This is a genomic window from Shewanella sp. SG41-3, from assembly GCF_014164545.1.
Classification (GTDB): Bacteria; Pseudomonadota; Gammaproteobacteria; order Enterobacterales; family Shewanellaceae; genus Shewanella; species Shewanella vesiculosa.
In genome coordinates this window covers 350,494-369,481 of the sequence record NZ_JACJFJ010000005.1, presented here as the reverse complement: position 1 = coordinate 369,481, position 18,988 = coordinate 350,494, and the positions used below count along the sequence as shown (strand labels likewise).

The 18,988-nt window shown below is 41.3% G+C and carries 18 protein-coding genes; 10 read left to right on the top strand and 8 right to left on the bottom strand.

Features of this window, described 5'->3' with window-relative positions:
• Window positions 1-64 precede the first annotated feature (64 nt).
• Window positions 65-634: a NifB/NifX family molybdenum-iron cluster-binding protein gene (locus tag H5164_RS12430; protein ID WP_182722963.1), complete on the top strand. Its 570-nt coding sequence runs from the start codon at window positions 65-67 to the stop codon at window positions 632-634.
• On the opposite strand, the gene H5164_RS12425 is transcribed toward H5164_RS12430, so the two are convergent.
• The gene (locus tag H5164_RS12425) at window positions 620-1,942 is read right to left on the bottom strand and encodes a sigma-54-dependent Fis family transcriptional regulator (RefSeq protein WP_259396800.1); all 1,323 of its coding nucleotides are present in this window, start codon (window positions 1,940-1,942) and stop codon (window positions 620-622) included. The two genes, H5164_RS12430 and H5164_RS12425, sit on opposite strands and share 15 nt — an antisense overlap.
• Window positions 1,943-2,199: 257 nt before the next feature.
• Between H5164_RS12425 and H5164_RS12420 the strand changes: the two genes are divergently transcribed.
• From H5164_RS12420 to H5164_RS12410, 3 genes are all read left to right on the top strand, one after another.
• Complete coding sequence (locus H5164_RS12420) at window positions 2,200-3,507, top strand: NAD(P)/FAD-dependent oxidoreductase (protein WP_182697397.1); 1,308 nt, start codon at window positions 2,200-2,202, stop codon at window positions 3,505-3,507.
• Complete coding sequence (locus tag H5164_RS12415; protein ID WP_182697396.1) at window positions 3,485-4,129, top strand: DUF3365 domain-containing protein; 645 nt, start codon at window positions 3,485-3,487, stop codon at window positions 4,127-4,129. The genes H5164_RS12420 and H5164_RS12415 overlap by 23 nt, the downstream gene beginning before the upstream one ends.
• A gap of 256 nt (window positions 4,130-4,385) precedes the next feature.
• A complete protein-coding gene (locus tag H5164_RS12410) occupies window positions 4,386-5,252 on the top strand; it encodes an MBL fold metallo-hydrolase (protein WP_182722961.1) in 867 nt (288 codons plus the stop codon).
• Between the two features lie 111 nt (window positions 5,253-5,363).
• Here the strand turns inward: H5164_RS12410 and H5164_RS12405 are convergent, their stop codons facing one another.
• The 4 genes from H5164_RS12405 to H5164_RS12390 all read right to left on the bottom strand — a co-directional run bounded on the left by H5164_RS12405 (window position 5,364) and on the right by H5164_RS12390 (window position 8,128).
• Window positions 5,364-5,768, bottom strand: coding sequence for a rhodanese-like domain-containing protein (locus tag H5164_RS12405; protein ID WP_124014907.1), 405 nt, complete (start codon window positions 5,766-5,768; stop codon window positions 5,364-5,366).
• Between the two features lie 15 nt (window positions 5,769-5,783).
• Window positions 5,784-6,533, bottom strand: coding sequence for a sulfite exporter TauE/SafE family protein (locus H5164_RS12400; RefSeq protein WP_182697394.1), 750 nt, complete (start codon window positions 6,531-6,533; stop codon window positions 5,784-5,786).
• Window positions 6,534-6,550: 17 nt separating this feature from the next.
• Window positions 6,551-7,420 carry an MBL fold metallo-hydrolase gene (locus tag H5164_RS12395; protein WP_182756398.1) on the bottom strand — a complete coding sequence of 290 codons (870 nt, stop codon included), beginning with the start codon at window positions 7,418-7,420 and terminating at the stop codon, window positions 6,551-6,553.
• A gap of 66 nt (window positions 7,421-7,486) precedes the next feature.
• A complete protein-coding gene (locus H5164_RS12390; protein WP_182697392.1) occupies window positions 7,487-8,128 on the bottom strand; it encodes a peroxiredoxin in 642 nt (213 codons plus the stop codon).
• A gap of 586 nt (window positions 8,129-8,714) precedes the next feature.
• Here H5164_RS12390 and H5164_RS12385 point away from each other — a divergent pair.
• Window positions 8,715-9,638, top strand: a complete 924-nt coding sequence (locus H5164_RS12385) for a LysR family transcriptional regulator (protein WP_182756396.1) — start codon at window positions 8,715-8,717, stop codon at window positions 9,636-9,638.
• Between the two features lie 34 nt (window positions 9,639-9,672).
• Here the strand turns inward: H5164_RS12385 and H5164_RS12380 are convergent, their stop codons facing one another.
• Both H5164_RS12380 and H5164_RS12375 read right to left on the bottom strand, forming a co-directional pair.
• The gene (locus H5164_RS12380) at window positions 9,673-10,563 is read right to left on the bottom strand and encodes a YjjW family glycine radical enzyme activase (RefSeq protein ID WP_182756394.1); all 891 of its coding nucleotides are present in this window, start codon (window positions 10,561-10,563) and stop codon (window positions 9,673-9,675) included.
• A complete protein-coding gene (locus H5164_RS12375; RefSeq protein ID WP_182756392.1) occupies window positions 10,556-12,130 on the bottom strand; it encodes a YjjI family glycine radical enzyme in 1,575 nt (524 codons plus the stop codon). Before H5164_RS12375 ends, H5164_RS12380 begins: the two co-directional genes overlap by 8 nt.
• A 356-nt stretch (window positions 12,131-12,486) precedes the next feature.
• On the opposite strand from H5164_RS12375, the gene H5164_RS12370 reads away from it, so the two are divergent.
• The 5 genes from H5164_RS12370 to H5164_RS12350 all read left to right on the top strand — a co-directional run bounded on the left by H5164_RS12370 (window position 12,487) and on the right by H5164_RS12350 (window position 18,098).
• Window positions 12,487-13,896, top strand: coding sequence for a LysM peptidoglycan-binding domain-containing protein (locus H5164_RS12370; protein WP_182756390.1), 1,410 nt, complete (start codon window positions 12,487-12,489; stop codon window positions 13,894-13,896).
• A 290-nt stretch (window positions 13,897-14,186) separates the two neighbouring features.
• On the top strand, window positions 14,187-14,657 hold the full coding sequence (locus H5164_RS12365) for a MerR family DNA-binding protein (RefSeq protein WP_182756388.1): 471 nt from the start codon (window positions 14,187-14,189) through the stop codon (window positions 14,655-14,657).
• A complete protein-coding gene (locus H5164_RS12360; RefSeq protein ID WP_182722954.1) occupies window positions 14,657-16,903 on the top strand; it encodes a heavy metal translocating P-type ATPase in 2,247 nt (748 codons plus the stop codon). Before H5164_RS12365 ends, H5164_RS12360 begins: the two co-directional genes overlap by 1 nt.
• A gap of 10 nt (window positions 16,904-16,913) precedes the next feature.
• Window positions 16,914-17,264, top strand: a complete 351-nt coding sequence (locus tag H5164_RS12355) for a cupredoxin domain-containing protein (RefSeq protein ID WP_182722953.1) — start codon at window positions 16,914-16,916, stop codon at window positions 17,262-17,264.
• A 165-nt stretch (window positions 17,265-17,429) separates the two neighbouring features.
• On the top strand, window positions 17,430-18,098 hold the full coding sequence (locus H5164_RS12350; RefSeq protein ID WP_182722952.1) for a glutathione S-transferase: 669 nt from the start codon (window positions 17,430-17,432) through the stop codon (window positions 18,096-18,098).
• A gap of 11 nt (window positions 18,099-18,109) precedes the next feature.
• Here H5164_RS12350 and H5164_RS12345 read toward each other — a convergent pair whose 3' ends face one another.
• A complete protein-coding gene (locus H5164_RS12345) occupies window positions 18,110-18,871 on the bottom strand; it encodes a spermidine synthase (protein WP_182722951.1) in 762 nt (253 codons plus the stop codon).
• Window positions 18,872-18,988: the final 117 nt, after the last annotated feature.

Below are 18,988 nucleotides of genomic sequence, written 5' to 3'. Positions count from 1 at the left end.
TGCCGTTTAAACTAAATGGTATCTCGATGATAAAATTGAATATTGTACAGTGAGGACAGCCCCCATGATTACAGCCATACCCATGAAAGCGGAAAATATTTCCAACCATTTTAGCAAAGCCGATGAGGTACTGTTTATTAATGACCAAGCTCAAGTCGTCGGGCGTTTTACCAACCCCGCTTTACTCGATGGATGTGAGGGCAAGCAGCAATTAGTCAGTTTGATACTGGCACAAGGCGCGAATCGGGTGATCATACGTAATATTGGCCAGCAGTTATTGTCTAAGCTACTAAACCAGAATTTGAGTGTATTTCATGCAAAAAACGGCCGTACAGAGTTACAGCATTTTGCGGCTGCTGTTTTATCCAACTGTGAACAATATACCCAGGTAAGTCAGGGGCGTCCGTCAGTGAAACATATTGCTAAGCAAGCTAATGGCGGTTGTTGCGAACATGATCATGCTGATGGAGAAGCGGGCTGTCACAGTGCACCTGAGGCGAAACGTTGCTGTGAAACTAAAGCGGGCGCAGAAAGCGCCATGATGAAACCTTGTTGTAATAAAAAGCACTCACTCACTCATGCACCAACATTAGTGAATGCGCAGGTCGAAGTGATGTGCTTACAGCGCTGTTAGTTTTAAATCATAGCGCTGTAATTTACGATATAAAGTACGAACACTAATATTAAGCTTAATGGCTAATTCTGCAGGAGACCCTTGAAATTGCTCACAGACCTGAAAAAGATACCTATACTCAACGTCATCTAATGACATGATCGTGGTTGCCGTTTTTAGGGAATTGTTTTCTTCGGTCGACAGGTTATTAGGTTGAACAATTTCAGGTAAATCACTGCTGTGGATCATATCTTCGTTGGCTATTAATGCTGATTGCTCAATAATGTTTTTCAATTCACGAATATTACCTGGATAGGCATAACGACTGAGTAAGGTTAACGCATTAGCTGAAAACTTTTTATGCTTGTATTCAGAATATTTAATAAAGTGATTAACGAGCGTTGGAATATCATCATGGCGTTCACGTAACGAGGGTAAGTAAATCGGAAATCCTGCAATGCGATAATACAAATCACGTCTGAATTCTCCTTTTTCAACTAAATCGAGTAAATTTTTATGGCTGGCGCTGACTAATCTAAAATCAGAACGTTTTTGTTTTAAGCCCCCAACGGCGCGATAGCATTGAGTTTCAAGTAATCTGAGTAACTTGACTTGCATATTCATTGGTACGTCGCCAATTTCATCAAAAAACACCGTCCCACCATGGGCGATTTCAATCAGACCTTTTTTGCTGGTGGTCGCCCCGGTAAAGGCACCTTTTTCATAGCCAAATAATTCACTTTCGAATAGATTCTCACTCAGTCCGGTACATTCAATCACCACAAATGGCTTATCACTTCTACTGCTGGCCTGATGTACAGCTTTGGCGACCAGCTCTTTACCAGCGCCTGTTTCACCTTGCAATAGTACTGCAATGTTGGATTGAGAGGCGCGATTTATCCGATTGAGCATTTCCTTAAACGGCGCGGATTGACCGACCATAGTGCCTTTTTTAGATTCGATCGATGCATAATCAATAGCATCTAGAATCTCTAGAAACCCTAAGATTTGGCCATCATTATCTTTAATCGGTTTCATTAAAATATCGCAATATGACTTGCCATGAGCCGTGCTATGGATATGCATCGCATTGGCTGCTCTAGTCGTACTCAGGCATTGCTGTAAAGGGCAATCTTCGCCGTGTTTGTCACAAGGTTCGTTACTATGATGGGAAATCTGATGACACTTACTTTGACCCAATATCACTTTGGTCTCATATGTTTCTGCATAGGCTTCATTGACCGCATGTATGACATAGTCTGGGGTAATAAATATTGCCGGTTTATCAATCGCGTTTATCATCGATTGGACTACGGTAGTGTTATCCATTTATTGCTCTCGCTTGTCTACATATGCATCAGTTAATTCTAATATGTCATTATAGGTGCCATAATTGTCACGTCAATGCCACATTTGTCACTTGGTAACCTTGCATTTACATTATCTAAACATTGATTGGTTCTAGGTAACTGATTTCATTGCCTTAAAATTTAAGATGTGATCTGGCACAAGCTTTGTATAGCTCTAATATACATGTCTGATGGCCGTATTGAGTTCAAAGACACTGTAAATGGGGAGAACATTCAATGGCTAAAATTGTTGTGATAGGTGCCGGTACTGGTGGCATGCCAGCCGCATACGAAATAAAAGAGATTTTGGGTAAGGACCATCAAGTTTTAATGGTTAACGAACATGATACATTTCGTTTTACCCCTTCTAATCCTTGGATTGCAGTTGGGTGGCGAGAACCTAAAGCCATTACGTTCCAGATAGAAAAACACTTAGCAGATAAAAAAATAGAATTTAAATGTGCCAGAGTGACTAAAATTGATACTGAAAAAAATCAACTTATAACTGCTGATGAAGACATTATTGACTATGACTATTTGGTTATCGCAACCGGTCCTAAACTGGCATTTAACACTATACCTGGAGCAGGCCCTGAACACTTTACTCAATCTATTTGCACACTTGAACATGCAGTAGAGTGCAAAGTTGATGTCGATAAACTGTTAGCTAATCCGGGTCCTGTGATCGTGGGGGCATTTCAAGGTGCAAGCTGCTTTGGGCCGGCTTATGAATACGTGTTTATTTTAGACAAGGTGTTACGTGATGCCGGCATTCGAAGCAAAGTGCCAATTCATTTTGTCACTAGCGAGCCTTATGTTGGGCATTTAGGTTTAGGTGGCGTTGGTGATTCAAAATCAATGCTCGAGTCTGAGTTACGCCAAAGAGATATAAAATGGATATGCAATGCCACGGTTGACTCTGTAGAGGAGGGCGTGATGCATATTTCAGAGCTTGATAGAAAGGGAAATGTTGATTTTTCTCACTCATTGCCATTTCAACATTCAATGTTAATCCCCCCATTTGCTGGTATTGATGCTGTCGCGAATGTTGAAGGACTATGTAACCCTAAAGGCTTTGTTATTACCGATGAACATCAACGTTCACCAACATTTAGTAATATTTTTGCGGGTGGCGTTTGTGTGGCAATCCCGCCAGCAGAAATAACGCCAGTCCCAACCGGAATGCCAAAAACAGGTTACATGATTGAGTCGATGATGACTGCAATCGCTCACAATTTGCATAGCATTATTATTGAAAACAGCCCGCCTAAAAGTAAAGGCACCTGGAATGCAATTTGTATTGCTGATATGGGTGACACAGGTGCAGTATTTGTGGCAATGCCTCAAATAGCACCGCGTAACGTCTCTTGGTTTAAAAAAGGGAAATGGGCACATTTTGCCAAAATTGGTTTTGAAAAATACTTTCTACGAAAAATGAAGACAGGTAGCAGTGAACCATTATACGAAAAATATGCGTTGAAACTCATGGGGATCACGCGCCTAGAAGCAGAGGATGATGATAATGACATTAGCAAAGAATTGTAATCAACACGTGGCAGGATTTGGCAAATTAGGCGCTTTACTAATACTCGCGAGTATGTGCAGCGTTAGCCAAGCAGCATCATTAACCGAACAGCAAATGCTTGAGCAAGAGGCTAATGAGCGTATTGCCGAATTTAGCCAAACATTAAAAGGTCAGTTACAGGCAGCCATAAAGCAAGGTGGATTGCCCAATGCTGTGTCTGTGTGTAAGTCGGTAGCGCCTGCCATTACTGCACAGAATTCGAAACAAGGCTGGACGCTCGCTCGAACCAGTTTGCGGGTGCGTAATTCAGACAATACGCCAGATGCATGGGAGTTAGCACAATTACAAAAGTTTGAAGCCATTCAGTCTTCAGGACAGTCATCCGTTGATAAACTGATAGTGGCCAGCGAGTATATTGTTAATGGCGATAATACTGAGTTTCGATATATGAAAGCCATTCCAACTCAAGAGTTATGCTTAGGTTGTCATGGCAGTAATATTAACCCTGAACTGAGTGCATTGATTAATAAAACCTATCCTGATGATAAAGCAATTAACTTTGCCCTTGGTGATATTAGAGGTGCATTTTCATTGCAAAAAGTCATCAGTGATCCAGTATCGCCGATGACAGCCAAACCCTAATAAAGACGTAAATAATGACGTAATAAGGCTTAACAAACGTTAAGTCTTATTACGCAAAACCTAAATCATAGTGAGTTGATTCGTTCGCAATTTATTGCGACATAATTCGCAGTAAAAGATGATGATTTGACTTAACATTATACTGTAATAATCAAACTTCCTCAGTCAACGATAAATGATGTTGCGAATGTGACCGATATTCATATGAGGTTTTATCTAACAAATGCCCAAGGGATTTTGTTGGGAGTAATGTGTCATGAGCAAAATCCGCATCGATCCTTTTTATCATCACGTTAGCCATACGATTACTTATGTGGTGACGGATCTTGCTACGCGTCAAAGCGCCATAATCGATCCTGTTTTAGACTTTGATATCGCCTCTGGAACCATAAGTACCCACTTTGCCGATATGCTGATTGAGCATATCGATAAACATGGATATGAAATTGAATGGATTTTAGAAACGCATGCCCATGATGATCATATTTCAGCGGCATGCTATATCAAGAAAAATCGAGGAGGGATAACGGGAATTGGCGAGAATATCACCAAAGTCCAGCACACGTTTAAGCGATTACTTAATCTTGATGAAAGCTTTCAGTGTAATGGTGAGCAGTTTGACCAACTGTTTGTCGATGAAGAATTGATTAAATTCGGTCATTTAAATATTCACGTAATGCACACTCCGGGCCATACACCAGCTTGTGTTAGCTATCTTATTGAAGACACAGTGTTTGTCGGTGATACCTTATCTATACCTGAGTTAGGGACTGCGAGTACTGAATTCCCAGATAGCAGTGCAACCACCTTATACCATTCAATTCAACGGATATTAGCATTGCCAAATTGTACCCGTGTATTTGTAGGACATTATCCGTTCACAGATAAAAACGCGGAGAATCAATTAGAAACATCGGTTATTGCGCAAAAAAGGAATAACCGCGTTGTAGGGGGTAAAGTCACTCTTACTGAGTTTGTTGAGTTACATCAACAACGTCATATAAATGCTGATACTCCAGCTTTGCTACTACCCGCAATCCAAATCAATATTCGAGCAGGCAATATTTCACCCATAGAAGGTGAAGATAACTATTATATTAAAATACCGCTAAATCAATTGTGATCACATCACGAAAATAATCATCTTACCAATTAGTGGTCAAATAAACGGCCTCCAGCTAATGGCAGTGAAAGATATCAGCCATTAGCCAGAGCATATCTAGCTTACTGTGATTTAAACCTTATACGGCACTAATGGAAATCCATCTTGTTGCCATTGCACCATACCACCTGCTACAGATAGTGGTTTTTTAAAGCCCATATTTTGTAATGAATCAGCAGCAAGTGCGGAGCGCCCCCCAGTACGGCAAATCAGAAATATCTCTTTTTCTGCTAATTCATTTAATGCTAAAACCCATTCGCAATGGTGACTGACCAAAGGATGCTCGTGTATTTTCATCTCTAATACACCACGAGGGAAATTCACTGCACCTTCGATATGGCCTAATAAAAATTCTTCGTGTTCACGGACATCGATAATAACCACATCAGGGTTAAGCATTGCCGTGAGTAAATCATGGGTACTCACTTCGATAATGTTAGCTTTGATTTCACTTATGTATTCTTGAGCAGTTTTCATGTGTACCTCGTGATATTAAATAATAGATTTAGTTAGGATAAATAGCGCCATTAGGACTAAAAACACGGCAAATATTTTCTGTAATATTGCTTTAGGTAAATATTGGCTTATCCATTGACCTGCAATACTGCCGACAAACCCGCCAGTAATCATGATCCCAATAACCGACCAGTCAAACTCAAGCCCTTTATCTGAAAGCAATGAGTAGTATTTTATAAAGCCAACGAATGAATTCATGGTAATAATCAGTAAGCTGGTGCCAATCGCGAGTCCAATATCAATACCACCGAGGATCACCAAAGCCGGCACAATTAAAAAGCCGCCACCAACACCAACAAAACCAGTCACAACACCGACCCCTAAGCCTTGTAAGAGGATTTTGGTCACATCCAGCGTGCCTGCTTTACATCGACTTGATTGATTACGCCACATCATGACGGCACCCATAAGCATTAAAATGACAAACACAGTCAGTTGAATGTCACTGGTCACAAAAGTGCTTGTCCAAGCACCTAAGTAAGTCCCCGCCATGCCAGGTAAACCAAATAAGAACACATGACGCCAAGAAACCTTTTTATGCTTAATGAAACGCATACTGCTGATTAAACTGATTACACCAACGATACATAATGATGAAGCTATGGCTAATTGTGGTTGCATACCAATAAGATATAACAACACTGGAACCGTAATAATTGAGCCTCCAGAGCCCAATACACTCAGCACTAAACCAATCAATAATGCGCCAATAATTGCTTGTATCATTTTGATGACTCTTAGGTTTAAAGAAGGTTAATCGGGATTTTTAAATAGACTGTGCCATTGTCTTCAGCATCAGGCATTTTTCCTGCACGAATGTTGACTTGAATCGATGGCAATATCAGCCTTGGCATGGCTAACGTGGCGTCTCGTTTTTGTCGCAAAGCAACAAAATCGGCTTTTGACATGGTGTCGTTAACATGAATATTGTGTTGTTTTTGTTGACTGATTTGAGTTTTAAATTGGTGGTCACGGCCTTCAGTAGGGTAGTCATGGCACACATAAATGTCGGTCGAGTCTGGCAAACTAAATAATGTCTGGATTGAGTCATATAAGGTATTGGCATCGCCACCAGGGAAATCGCATCGCGCAGTCCCCACATCAGGCATAAAGATAGTGTCACCTACAAAAGCGGCTTGTTCGTTAATGATGTAGGCTAAATCGGCAGGTGTGTGCCCTGGAGTATGCATAATGCGTATGGTCATATCACCGACTTGTAGCCGATCACCATGTTTAAATAGTCGATCAAATTGACTGCCATTCGGCAAAAAACTCGCCTCAAGATTAAATATGCTTTTAAAAGTATCTTGAACTTCGGTGATATGCTCGCCAATGCCTATTTTGCCACCGACTTTGTCACATATAAAACTGGCAGCAGATAAATGGTCTGCATGGGCATGGGTTTCTAATATCCATTTTACCGTCAAGTTTTGACGTTCAATCCAATGTAAAACTCGTTTGGCACTTCGAGTATCAATACGACCTGACTTGTAATCAAAATCTAAAACAGGGTCAATAATAACGGCATATGAAGTGGCATTATCGGCAACGACATAAGTGAACGTTTCACTGTCATCATCTAAAAACTCATGGACACTAAAAGTAGAGTTCATTATAAAGTTCCTATATTAATCCTATGTAAAAGATGCACAGGAACTTAGATCCCTGTGCCGGCAAAATTAAAGCGATTTTTTGCTGAAATACCAATCAGTATATTCATAACCTTGGTTTAAACGGGCTTTGGCTTCAGCAGTAGTGGCTGGTGGGGGGACAATAACGTCATCACCAGGCTGCCAGTTTTCTGGAGTCGCTACGCCATTGGCGTCGCTGGTTTGCAATGCTTTGACTAAACGAACAAATTCGCTAATAGAACGGCCGTTGCTCATTGGGTAATAGACCATGGCACGTAATATACCTTCAGGATCGATAATGAAAGTTGCACGCACAGCGGCGGTATCACTCGCGCCAGGTTGGATCATGCCGTAGGCTTTAGCCACTGCCATTGATAAATCGGAGATAATAGGGAAGGTAATTTCAACACCAAAGTTTTCTTCAATATTACGTACCCAAGCAATATGAGAGTGAATACTGTCGATAGATAGACCTAATAATTCGGTATTAATCTCAGCAAACTCTGCAGCGTGTTGTGCAAATCCCATAAACTCAGTAGTACATACAGGGGTGAAATCTGCTGGATGCGAGAATAACACCAACCACTTGCCTTTATAGTCAGTGAGAGAGCGCATACCATGAGTCGTCTTGGTATTAAATGCAGGTGCTGGTCGGTTTAATTGTGGAAAAGAAACAATAGAATCAGTCATGTTATTACTCCAGTAGTGGTTAACTTAAATTCTGCCTAATCTGTAAAACAGATTACAAACATACTTAGTAATAGCAATTGGTGGGCCAAGTTGGCTTGGTGCGAGATCTTATTGGAATAATATTTATAACACATTGAAAATTATCATTTTTAAATCAGTTAACTTTATAAGGCTTGATATCGGTGTTATCTAATAGCGACTATCGTCTCGCTATGCTTTGCCATAAATGACACCAGTGACAATAGTGGTGACAAATATGGCGTAGAGAAGTCAGTTATTGATGGTAATAAACCCAGAACCCAATCCACAAGATCAGAAACACTGCTGCCTAGTACGCATGTGAAGTGCTGGGGGAAATGTGATTGGATATTGAATAGAAAAGAAATTAACGGATCAGCAAAGGTTAATGTGAAATAAGCAAAGACTCATAAGCAACTAGAATGACGTTGAACGGCCTTAAATAGACTCTTTATTCGTCAGCACTGTGAAGCGGCTCTTGATTATGACTTTTGAGCCTATACACATATCCTCTTTAGCTTTATATTTTAATGATTAAATCCAATATTTATAAAGGGTTAAGACACTAATGGATTTGGCAAAGCTTTCCCGTATTAGCATGAAACACTTAATCACTTTGCATGTGATGCTTGATACCCTCAGTGTCACTGCAAGTGCTGAACGCTTATGTTTAAGCCCATCATCGGTAAGTAAAACCTTGAGTCAATTAAGAAACAGCCTTAATGATGAATTATTTTATCGACATGGTAATTCGCTAATCGCCACCCCCTTAGCGCGAAGACTGGACCCTAGTGTGCAGCAGATGATCAATGATATGAACCATATCATGAGCCAAGATGTGTTTAGTCCTGCTGATTATCAAGGCCGTTTTGCGCTCTCTATGCGTGAAAGCACCTTTGAACTACTGGCGGCAAAAATAAGCGCTCATATTCTTAAGTTAGCGCCTAACATCCATTTAGATATTTATAGTAAAGACAATATTGGTTTTGATGGGTTAATAAAGGGCTCGTTAGATTTCATTATTTTACCCCACGACCTAAGTCAGCCGACGGATATTGATGACGATTTAGTCTGGGAAACCTTGATCAATGATGAGATGGTTTGTTTAATGAATGCATCACATCCTTTGGCTTTGCAGCAAGACATCAGCCTTGATGACTATTTGCAATTCAGCCATATAGGTATAACCGATACCGACTTAAGCACACCCTTTTTCGATATTTTGCTGGCTCAGCAATCCAAAAAACGCGCGATCCCCATTTCAGTAGCAGACTTTGGTAGTGCCGCCTTAATGTGTAACCACAGTGAATTACTGTTTACCTGCTCGCGCTACTGGGGAGCCACAGCCAAACAAGCCCAAGGGCTGATCATTAAAGCTTTACCTATAGATTATGGCAAAGTCGCTTATAGCCTCGTATGGCATAAACAAAGCATGAATGATCCCGCACACCGATGGTTATATGAGCAAATATTACACTGTCGTCATTGCTGAAATAGGATGTCGAGATTAAATCGACTTAATTGAATTAAAGATATAGCGCCGGTAAGGCAAGATTATTCACTCCTCGCTGGCTCAGCAGCGCGGCTAATTTTTCGATATCAGCCTGAGTGCATTGCTTCCATGTTGAAGCGATTTCACCAACTCCGTGATGGTGAAATGCATTTAGTTTAACTCGGGTATCACTTGGTAGCTGAGTTAAATAAGCCGCTAGGGCATCTATCTGGGTATCATAATCTGTAACCTCAGGAATATGTAACAGTCTAACTTCATAGAGCTTATTGTGCTGAGCAAGTAACTCAATTGAGTTAAACACCGCTTTGTTGTCTCGCCCGGTAATATAGTAGTGAGTAGCTTGGTTCCATGCTTTTAAATCAACCATAGCACCATCTAAATAGGGGAGTAACTTATGCCATCCCGTGCGACTTAAACTACCATTGGTGTCGATCATGCAAGTTAAGTGTGCTAGTTGCTCAGATGATTTAATCGCCTTAAACAGAGTAATAACAAAAGGTAATTGCAAACTCGCTTCGCCGCCGCTAACTGTAATACCGTTAATAAAATGTCGCTGACAACTAATGACCTCAAGGATTTGCTCAAGCGTATAAGTTACCGTTTTGGGCGAGGATTGTGCTTGGCATACCCTAAGGCAAGTATCACATTCAGTGCACTTAGTGCTGTGCCACACGATATGTGGCTTACATTTTAAATCTGTATCTTGCGACGCAATGAGCGTCAATGCTTGCTCAGGGCAATGATCAACACAATCGCCACATGCACTACACAAACTTATCGTTTGCGGATTATGGCAATTTTTGCATTGATAATTGCAGCCTTGTAGAAAAATCACCAATCTACTGCCCGGTCCATCGACGCATGAGAACGGTAATATTTGGCTTACAACTGCCAGTTTACTCATAAACAAAAGGCGCTTGTTCGTGAGCAATAACACGGGCTTGGCGCTGTAATATGCCGGTATTCATGGCAGCCTCAGCAGCTAAACCGCTAGTATTGCTGCGTGAACCACGTTGTTTAAATGTTTCAATGTCAGATCGTTTGACCATGTAACCAGTAACGCGGACTAAATCATTATTCGCGACATTGGCGGTAAACTCCCTAAAACCTAAGCTAAATGCGCCTTTACAAAGTTGGAACATGGCTTGTGGATTCGATTTTACGGTTTCATCTATGCTAAGAATATCGCTAATTCCCGCAGTATAATATTGATGATGCTTCGCTAACGCTTGAATATGACTAATGGGATCGGGCTCGGTGCCATAAGGAATACGAACACCAGGAGTCACATCTTTATCGACGCTAATACCACTTTGAGAATGCAATAACGCACGCCCCTTATAACCATAGGTCACCGGAGTTGATGTCACCATGTTAGCCAATGCAGCTGAGATCCTTAGGCCTAATTCATTAGCTGCCTGGCTGTGACCATAGGCGTTACTGGATAGATCAGTAGCCTCTTGCGATCCAATAGCGGCAGCTAACCCCTTAGCAGACAAGGCTTGTAAAATATTGACCGCCTCAGCCATACCGTAAATCCCAAACATAGGCGCAAAACGGTCCTCATCAATGAGTTGCTCCTTAACCAAAAAGCTGTCGAAAAAATGTGATTGTTGATGTAAGAATGCCGAACGCGCCTCAATAAGCTCAAAGGTGAGTTGGCCATAATAAGGCAGTACTTGTTGAAAAAAATCATCGATGCTAGTGGCTTTTAAGGCAACTTGTTTTAAGTTAAGTCGTACTAACGTATTGGCGCCGCCAGCTAAAGGGAGCGCGTTATAACAACTGACAATGCCAAACCCGCGCTTATCGAATGTTTCAGCATGCAACGAATAGTTGGCGATGTGAGGCTTATTGCAAAAACAAATATTGGTGGTCGCCTGCAATAATAAATCATCTGGTGTTATTGCGGGCTCGTACATAAAGGTCAAATTAGGCGCAATTTGTTGTAACTCAAGATCAATGCGCAATAAAGTCCGGCAAATAATATTATCAGTCGGACCAATATTCACATGCATAAATGCATCGGGTAATATGCGGTCAAGTAAGATCCAAAAACGGGTTAATTTGCGATAAATGGCATCAGCGTCAAGCCCAGCAACAAAAGGCATCAATAACGCATCTAAATGACCTAAGAACACCGGAATATTGGTCACCGACGGCACATGATGATAAAGCACCATTAACGCATTAAGGGCATCATCAAAATCTTCAGCCGGTGATAACGCTAAGTACTCTGAGCCTTGCTTCAGGTATTTAGCGTAGTCGGGCAGAACATAACGCGGTTTAAACGGCGCGTGGCCTTCAAACATATCGCAAATAATACCGTCCTTCATCGCATCACTAACCTGCTCAGACACTGCCACATATGGCAGACTATTTTCAGCTTCTAGGGCCAAATAATTTGATTTTTGCTTAGGAGAAAGGTGAGGGTGGCTGACTATTTGGATAATATTTTCTTGTAATGACATGACTGAATTCACTTTTTAAAGGCTAATGCTTAATAGCCATTAATCTACTCAGTGACCGGGGGGTTAAACAGTGAAAATAGCGGAGGTTGGCATTGATAAAATCGAAATCCGATGATGCAGATCACAATCAATCAAGTTCTCTACTCCATACTATGCCCTAATAATTCTAAACGCATAATGATTATCGTTAAGCTGAATTGATTAACGGTTGAAGTCATTGATAAACTTTTCTAAATTGGCTTTTTAAAACTGATAGATAGAAAAATAAAACTCAATTACAATGGACGACTTTTGCTTCAAAAATATTCGCGATCTGAGCATAACATGCCAGCGTAAGATCTAAGGAACATCTTTAATTGAGAACATTAATTGTCTTTATCACAACAGGCTTTATCCTGTTAAGTGGTTGCCAAACGGTGGCAATTAAAGATGCCGACGCAGACCGCAATATCAGTACTGCCAATAAAACAAGCTCAACGATCCCTAAGTCTTTAGCCCGCCGAAATTACCAAGACAATGGTGATGTGTGGGAACGCATCCGCTACTCAATGGATATGCCAATCCCAGATGAGCAGTTAGTTAACCAATATCGACAGTGGTATATCGATAATCCACAGCATCTTGAGAGTATTTCGCAACGCGCAAAGCCATTTTTGTATTTAATTGTGCAAGAGTTTGAGCATCGAGATTTACCTATCGAATTAGCCTTACTACCTATGGTTGAGAGCTCATTTAATCCTTTTGCGTATTCCAGTGCCGATGCGTCAGGTCTATGGCAGTTCACCTCACCAATGGCCAGCCATTTTGGCTTGCAGATGAATTGGTGGTATGACGGTCGAAGAGATGTGCCAGCGGCAACATCCGCAGCATTAGATATGCTCGAATACCTGTACAAAAAGACCGATAATTGGTTATATGCATTAGCCGCATACAATGCCGGTGAAGGTCGGTTACGTGAGGCGATTAGATACAATGAAGCGAGAGGACTGAGTACTGACTTCTGGTCTTTACCATTGCCTAAAGAAACCAGACAGTATGTGCCGCAATTACTGGCAATCGCTGATGTGATAAAAAATGCTCAACGTTATGGTATTGCACTCAAAACGATTCCTAACAAACCCCTTGTTGAAGTCATTGATGTTGGCAGTCAAATCGATATCTCGGTGGCAGCTGAGCTTGCAAATATGCCCATTGCTCGGCTACAAAATCTAAATCCTGGATTTAATCGTTGGGCGACATCGCCAGACGGACCGCATCAATTAATAGTGCCTGTTAGCAAGGTCAATGTATTTAAAAAGGCACTTGCTGATACTGACATTAGCGCCAGAATGAAATGGTCTAAATATAAAATAAAACCGGGCGATAGCATGAGTGCTATTGCTAAACGTTATCAAACGACTGTGTCTAAAATTCAACAAATGAACGACATCAATAGTGATAAAATCGTTGCCGGTAAATTTTTGTTTATGCCGCATATCAGAACGGCAGCCATTGACGAAGTAGCGTTAGTGTCTGCTCAGCCTACTCACATATTATCGCCAATACAGACTGCATCTCACAAGCCGTCAGTAATGTTAAATGCCAGTAAACCGCAAGCAAAAGATCATCACACTGTCAAAGTTGGTGATACGCTTTGGAGTATTGCAAAAGTGTATAAGGTTAGCGTTGATCAGATCACGAGTTGGAATAACATGACGGATAAAGACAGGTTAAGTGTAGGAAAAACCTTGATGTTTTATCACCAAGCGGTAAAAAACAACATTTAACTGTCTAGTCTTTAATCTCATCATACAAAACTGGCTAATATGAGATGAGAGGTTCACATATTTTAAATCTGCTTCTCATCTAATTCTCGATTCATGCGCCATGACTTGATGAACAGTGAGACGTCATCGCTATTATTTTTCTGCTCGGTATCGACAGCTTTTCTTGTTCACCTTCCACCCAAATGATTATCACTTTAGCTTGAGTCGTTAAAATCCCTACTTGACCTGTGTGTTACACATAGGTTTATAGTCAGATGATTATAATGATTAACCTTAGCGGTGGAGGCTGCATGAAAGTGAACCAACTTGCTACTGAATTAGGTATTACTGCCGACACAGTGCGCTTTTATACTCGCATTGGCTTACTTAATCCCAATAAATCTCCAGTCAATGGTTATAAAGTCTATGACCATAAAGATAAGTCGCGTATGCAATTTATCTTAAGCGCTCGCAGACTTGATTTTTCAGTTGAAGAAATTAAAGTGATTTTTTCAAAAACCGACCATGGTGAAAGTGCCTGTCATCTTGTGCGAACGTTAGTTAAACAAAAGCTGGCTGAAACGGAAAGACAATTTAATGAAATGGTTAAACTACGCTCAAGGCTTGCACACGCAGTTGAGCAATGGTCAACCATGCCAGATAACTTACCGACAGGAAATATGATTTGCCATTTGATTGAAGGTTCACATCAAACAGATGGCACTCCTACAAGAATTAATCAGGATGATAAGATTACATTAACACCAACGGAGGTTAAGTAATGGAACACACAACGCATTCACCTATACAGCTCAATATTATCGGCGCAGGCTGCGCTAGCTGTGTTGGTAAAATTGAGAAAGCCATTAAAACCGTACAAGGCGTAGATTCGGCCGATATGAATTTTGCAGATAGAACGGTACTTGTTACTGGTCAAGCAACTGCAGAGTCCATTATCAACGCGGTAGAAAGTGCTGGCTACAATGCCACTCAAATCCAGGCTGAGTCGGCAGAAGATGCCATGAATGAGAAAGAACAGGCTGATTTACAACATTATAAAAGTTTATTACGCCATACTATTATCGCTTTAAGCGTCGGTATTCCGTTGATGATCTATGGACTTTTTATTGGCGAAATGACGGTATCAAGCCTCTCAGAGCAAATGGTATGGGGGCTGGTTGGTGTAGTTACCATGGCCATTATGTTGATATCCGGTAAACATTTTTATATTGGTGCTTGGAAATCTTTTTTAAACCATAACGCCAATATGGACACCCTCATCGCCTTGGGAACAGGAACGGCTTGGATATATTCGATGCTAATTGTGGCATTTCCGCAGTGGTTTCCCGAAATGGCAAGACATGTTTACTTTGAAGCAACCACAATGATCATTGGTTTAATTAATCTTGGTTTAGCACTAGAAGTAAAAGCGCGCGGTAAGACCTCTGAAGCCATTAAGCGTCTTATTGGCCTGCAAGCAAAAACGGCGCGGGTTATCCGTGATGGCAAAGAAATCGATATCGACATTGCCCAAGTGTTACTTAACGATCATGTTAGAGTCCGTCCTGGCGAAAAAATCCCCGTGGATGGGGTGGTTATTGAAGGTAAAAGTACCATTGATGAGTCAATGCTGACCGGTGAGCCCATGCCAGTTGAAAAAGCTGTTGATGATGATGTGGTCACCGGTACTTTAAATAAATCTGGCTCAATCATATTTAAAGCAACACGGGTCGGAAAAGATACCGCACTGGCGCACATTATTAGTATGGTCAAACGGGCACAAAACTCGAAGCCACCGATTGGTCGATTAGCGGATGTCATTGCGGCTTATTTTGTACCAGCCATTATGATCATTGCCATTGTCAGTGCCATGGTGTGGTTTAACGTTGGACCTGAGCCATCAATGGTATTTGCCATAGTGTCTGCTACAACCGTGTTGATTATCGCTTGTCCTTGTGCCCTCGGACTCGCAACACCAATGTCGGTAATGGTTGGCGTTGGTAAGGCGGCTGAATCTGGGGTACTTATTCGTAACGGTGAAGCTTTACAAACGGCCTCTAAAATCACCGCAATGATTTTAGATAAAACTGGCACCATTACCGAAGGTAAACCGCAAGTTACCGATATTATTCTGGCTCATGCAGACAGTGAAGAGCAGGTAATTGCCTTATCGGCTGGAATTGAAAGTCACTCCGAACACCCCCTAGCACAAGCCATTGTTGACAGTGCCAACGCTAGAAGCATTAAAGCCATTAACACTGAACACTTTAATGCCATTTCGGGGCAAGGTGTAGAAGCGCAGGTGGATGGACAAACATTACTGTTTGGTAATGAAAAACTGATGCAAGACAACAATATTGCGATTAGTGACTACCAAGCCAAGGCCCAAACCTTAGCCGAAGAGGCTAAAACACCTATGTATTTGGCGCTTGCAGGGCAGTTACTTGCCATTATCGCAGTATCTGATCCGATAAAATCCGATTCAATCGAAGCGATTGCGAGACTAAAACTCAGTGGCATTAAAGTGATTATGTTAACCGGAGATAATAAAGCCACCGCAGCCGCAGTGGCGAAGAAAGTCGGTATTGATGACTTTTTCGCTGAAGTGATGCCAGCAGATAAAGCCAAAAAAGTCGCTGAACTTCAGCAACAAAATGAAATTGTTGGCATGACTGGCGATGGCATTAATGATGCTCCAGCGTTAGCCTTAGCCGATGTCGGCTTTGCAATTGGTACGGGTACCGATGTCGCGATAGAAAGTGCCGATATTACCTTAATGCGTGGATCACTTCATGGATTAGCCGATGCCATAGCAATTAGTAAAGCAACGCTGCGCAACATTAAACAAAACTTGTTTGGTGCATTTATTTATAACGTTGCGGGTATTCCGTTAGCGGCAGGAGTGCTTTATCCGGTATTTGGTATTTTGTTAAACCCAGTGATTGCCGGGGCGGCGATGGCCTTTTCATCGCTAACTGTCGTCAGTAACGCCAACCGTTTACGTCTGTTTAAAGCTAAAGAACACTAGGAGACTCAAAATGTTGATTAATTTACTGTGTATCGCATTAATCGGTTTTATCATTTGGTGGTTTTGGCTGTATAAACCATCAAATGAAACTAAGGTTGATGCCAGCACATCAATAGTGGTTAAAGACGGGGTGTATTCGCCTGCAAGAATTAACATTAGCGCCAATACGCCGACAGAAATAACCTTTTTACGCCAAGATAAATCCGGATGTTCCGCCACAGTCTTGCTACCCGACTTAGATATTAGCCAAGATTTAGCACTGGATAAACCCACGACGGTAGCATTACCTGCTCTGGAAAAAGGCGAGTATCCATTTCATTGTCAGATGCAAATGTATAAAGGCGTGTTGATCGTTGAGTAAGCGTTACCAGCCCGTTATGGCATAACGGATTGGATAATGAATCTTTGGGGGACATGAACAAAATGACGTTCAGAACTTGATAGTGTAATGTCACCCTAAGATTTAATTAATGATTATCGTTAATGTAACGCATGCCTATCGGCAAAATGAATTTACTGAGCAAAAATGACCCAGACAATTGACTTACCCATACTTTATTCTTTAAGAAATTGCCCTTATGCAATGCGGGCTAGGTTGGCGATTTATGCTTCAGGCCAGCAAGTTCAGCTACGCGATATAGTGTTAAGTAACAAACCTGATGAGATGCTTAAGGTGTCACCTAAAGGTACCGTCCCGGTACTAGTCACCACCGATAACCAGGTGATCGATGAAAGCCTAGCCATCATGCAATGGGCATTTTTACAAACAGACCCAGAAGGTTACACTAACAAAGCAGTCCCCAACGCTTTAGATGAAATGTTGGCTGTTATTGCGATATTTGATAATGAATTTAAAGGTCATCTTGAACGGTATCGCTGCTCAAAACGTTACCATGAACCCTCATTACCAGAAGATAGACAGCAATGTGAGCGTTATCTTGCCGATCTGGAATCGCGACTCTGTCTGCACCAGTATTTGATGTCCGACAAACCGAGCTTAACTGATTTGGCATTAATGCCGTTTATGCGGCAGTTTGCCCAAGTAGAGCGGCAATGGTATCTACAATCACCCTATCCAAAATTGCGCCAGTGGTTGAATCATTTTTTGCAAAGTCGGATGTTCAGCAAGGTAATGGTACAAAATTCAATGTGGTTAGACACTAAACAACGCCTGATATTTGGCGCTGGTGTCTAGGGCTATTATTTTTATTGAGCTTGAGTATTTAAGATTAATTCGGCATAGCGCGCCATTGGAATATTGATTTGTTGTTGCAATATTTGAGCCTTACGCATGAGTTGTTCAGTTTCTATTTGGGGTATGGCATTTTTGAATGCCAGAATGATCCTGTTGCCACTGTCAACTTCGAAACTGATTAAGCGATGTTCAAATTCTAGCGCAAGTAATGCATCTAACTCTTGTCGAAGTTCTACCGATGTATGCCAAATATTGAGTACTAAAACGCCATTTTCATTAAGTGCAGTTTTACAATCCCGTAAATAGGATGACTGCACTTGGTTAGGTTCCATGCCTTGTGAGTTATACAAATCTGAAAAAATAACATCACTTTTGACAGTAGTATATTTAATGTGATGGACTGCATCGTCTATATGAGTAACGATGCGATGGGTATCGGGTAAATAAAAGTAATCTTTGGCGGCATTGACTACCGCTTCGCGGTATTCAACCGCATGGACGTTTATATTAACGAAACTATTGAGTAAACACTTTGCCATCGATCCCGCCCCCAGCCCCATAATAGTGGCGATGTTCACTGTCGGAAGAAACAATAATCCGCTCATCATGGCTTGGGTATAACCAAGATGTAATCCATTTATATCATTGAGTTTCATGCAGCTTTGATAGATTTTTCCATCGAAGCTAAGAATACGGCTATTTTTTGTTTGATAAACATAAATGGGGCCGTGCTCATCTTCAGTTGATGAGATGCAGGTTCCTTTGATATCCATGGTATTGTTAACATCGCTTAAATACGTACATGTAACGGGTAGGGCAGTATAGCTGATAATAGACGCGGTAAATTAATTGCTTACGAAGTAAAGCTCTTTTAGTTGATATCAAACGGC